We start from the raw sequence: 3,181 nt of genomic DNA on the forward strand, positions 1-3,181 counted from the left end.
ATTCCAGATGTCGCCAGTGTGGCCGCGCGTGGCCTGGCTGCGCAAAAGATCGATGTCTGAACGTTTCGTCATTGTTTTTCTCTCTTGAATGGGAAGTTGGGAAAAAAGCCGCCGTCAGGCGGGCTGGCCGTCGAGATGGATGCGGTCGACCGCCTGCGGATAGAAGGCGATCAGGCCCTTGATTTTCGCGACCTCGTCGATCGGCTCGCGATAGCTCCAGGCGATGTCGGGGCGAACCGAACCATCGCCGAGCAGGCCCGACCAGTAGGAGGCGATGCCCTTGTAGGGACATCGCGTCGTCGAACTGGACGCCGTCAGCCGCTCCAGCCGGATATCCTCCGGAGGAAGGTAGAAACGCGTCGGCAAATGGGTCTCGAACAGCAGCACCGGACGATGGCTGTCGGCGATGACCTCGCCGTCGAACCAGACCTCGACATGGCTGGAACTCTGCAGCACGTCGATGCGGGCATAGGGATCGCGGGCGTGGACGAAGACTTCTTCCTCTTCCTCGAACCACTGGTCGACCGATTTCCAGGTGAAGGCAATGCGGCCGGCGAGCGGCGCCAGGTTTTCATCCGGCGGCGCCGTGAACGACCAGGCCGCGTTGGCGGCGCGCTTGTCGCCGCTGTCGATGTCCCAATAGGCGGTCTCGCCGCCGACCGCATGCGGCTCGCGATGCAGCGACGGTTTCAGCACCGAAGGATCGACCGCGGACGGCGGGAAGAAATAGATCGGCAGGAAATGGTTGGAGCGCAGCACCAGCACGTTGCGGCTGTCGGCGATGGTGCGGCCGCCGAATTTCACACGCACACGCTTGGGGCTGTGCAGCACATTGACGAGACGCGGAGCAGTGGCTTCGCGGGGCTGGAGGTTCGGCGCGGCGGTCATGGCTTTTCCTCTCAGGACACGGCGCGCTGATCGGCGCGCTGATCGGCGAAACGGTTGGCGGGGCGCGCAAGGCCGAAGCGGTCGCGCAGCGTGCCGGGCGCGTATTCGGTCGGCACCAGGCCGCGCCGCTGCAGTTCCGGCACCACCTGCTCGGCGAAATTCACCCAGTCCTCGGGCAGCAGCGGGAACATCAGGTTGAAGCCGTCGCAGGCGCCGGCGACGTACCAGTCTTCCAGCTGGTCGGCGATCTGCCTGGGCGTGCCGGCCACCGTCGGCACCGAGCCGCTGTTGGCGAGCTTGCGGGCGATGTCGCGCAGGCTGAGGTTCTGCTTCGACCATTGCTTGACGCGGTTGAGCGAGGTGCGCCCGCCATTGAAGGTGCTCTCGTCCGGCAGCGGCGGCAGCGGGCCATCAGGCGGGTAGACGGAGAGGTCGATGCCGCTCCAGCTCGACAAAAGGTCGATGCCGACCTGGTCGGGCAGCAGCGTCTGCAGGTAGTCCTGCTTGTCGCGGCCCTCTGCCTCGGAGGCGGCAACGATCGGCAGGATGCCGGGCAGTATCTTGAAGCTTTCCGGCCGCCTGCCGTGGCGGGCCAGCCGCTCGTTGATGTCCTGCCGGTATTTGATGCCGTCTTCCCGTGTGGAGAAGATGGCGAAATGCACGTCGGCCTGGGCGGTGGCGAAATTCTTGCCGTCCTCGGACGAGCCGGCCTGGACGATCAGCGGATGGCCCTGCGGCGGCCGCGACACGTTGAGCGGCCCGCGTACCTTGAAATGCTTGCCCTTGTGGTCGATCGGATGGACCTTGTCGGGGTCGGCGAAATAGCCCGTCTGCTTGTCGATGAGGAGCGCCTCGTCCTCCCAGCTGTCCCACAGCGCCTTGACGATATCGAGGAATTCGCCGGCGCGCTCATAGCGGAAGGCGTGCTCGATATTGCCGTCGCGGCCGAAATTGCGCGCCTCCTCGTCCATCGCCGAGGTGACGACGTTCCACGACGCCCTGCCCTTGGAGATGTGGTCGAGCGAAGCGAACAGCCGCGCCACATTGTAGGGCTCGCTGTAGGAGCTCGACGCCGTGGTGATCAGGCCGATATGCCTGGTGACGCCGGCCAGCGCCGACAGCAGCGTCAGCGGTTCCAGCCGCGCATTGGCGTAGTGCGCGACGCCGCTCTTGACCGAATCCCAGATCGACACGTGGTCGGCGACGAAGATGGTGTCGATCGTCGCCCGTTCCGCCGCCTGCACCAGCTCGCGGTAATAGTCGAAATCGAGCACCTCGCGCCCCGGCGCGCGGGGATGGCGCCAGGCCATGCGGTGGTCGCCCTGCGGGTTGAAGAAGAACGCGCTGAGGATCATGTGCGACATGCCGGTAGCCTTCCCTGTCCATGCGGAAATCGTCAGGCGCGGCGGCGTGTGGCCGTGCCCTGAAAACCTTCCAGTCGGTAAAAGTTAGATTGCGCCCGGGCTTAATTCGAGTAATTTTATAGAGATTGTTCTATGTGAAAGCGGAAGCGATTGCCCCCGATCGCCGCGCGGACAGAAAGTGGTTTCGGGCATGTCCTCTTCATCGTCGTCTTCGGTTCTGAGCGTCGAGCACCTTTCGGTTTCCTACCGGAGCGCCAGGCGCATCCATCGCGCGGTGGACGACATTTCGCTGGAGATCGGCCAGGGCGAAGCGCTCGGCCTGGTCGGCGAATCCGGTTCGGGCAAGAGCTCGGTGGCGCTGGCCGTGCTGCGCTATCTGCCCAAACACGCCCGCGTCGAGGCCGCGCAACTCGCCTTCGAGAGCCGCGAAATCCGCGACCTCTCGGCCGTCGAGCTGCGCCGGCTGCGCGGCGACCGCATCGCCGCCGTCTACCAGCATCCGGGTTCGGCGCTGAACCCGAGCATGACCATTGGCGGCCAGATCACCGAGACGATCCTGCGCCATCGCCCGATGCATCATGACGATGCGCAGGCGCGCGCGGCGCAGCTGCTCGGCCGCGTCCGCGTCGCCAATCCGGAGCGCGTGCTAAAACTTTATCCGCACGAACTGTCGGGCGGCATGCAGCAACGCGCCAACATCGCCATAGCGATTGCGCTCGATCCGGCGCTGCTGGTGATGGACGAGCCGACCACGGCGCTCGACGCCAGCGTCCAGTCCGAAATCATCGCCATCCTCGACGATCTGCGCCGCGAGCACCGCACCTCGATCCTGCTGATCAGCCACGACATCAACCTCATCAGGCGCTCCTGCGACCGCGTCTCGGTGATGCAATCCGGCGCGATCGTCGAGACGGGTGTCGCCACAGAAG

3 protein-coding genes are annotated in these 3,181 nt (G+C 65.2%); 1 reads left to right on the plus strand and 2 read right to left on the minus strand.

Annotated features, from left to right (window positions below; genetic code table 11):
• Positions 1–114: 114 nt before the first annotated feature.
• Positions 115–888 (minus strand): DUF427 domain-containing protein, encoded by a 774-nt coding sequence (locus EOA36_RS31730; protein ID WP_127280802.1) that lies wholly within the window; start codon positions 886–888, stop codon positions 115–117.
• 11 nt (positions 889–899) lie between these two features.
• Entirely contained in the window at positions 900–2,252 is a 1,353-nt protein-coding gene (locus EOA36_RS31735; protein ID WP_127280803.1) for an LLM class flavin-dependent oxidoreductase, read from the minus strand.
• A gap of 190 nt (positions 2,253–2,442) precedes the next feature.
• Between EOA36_RS31735 and EOA36_RS31740 the strand changes: the two genes are divergently transcribed.
• On the plus strand, positions 2,443–3,181 hold a 739-nt coding region (locus EOA36_RS31740), incomplete at its 3' end, for an ABC transporter ATP-binding protein (protein WP_145969414.1).

This window comes from Mesorhizobium sp. M8A.F.Ca.ET.021.01.1.1, assembly GCF_003998025.1.
Lineage (GTDB): Bacteria > Pseudomonadota > Alphaproteobacteria > Rhizobiales > Rhizobiaceae > Mesorhizobium.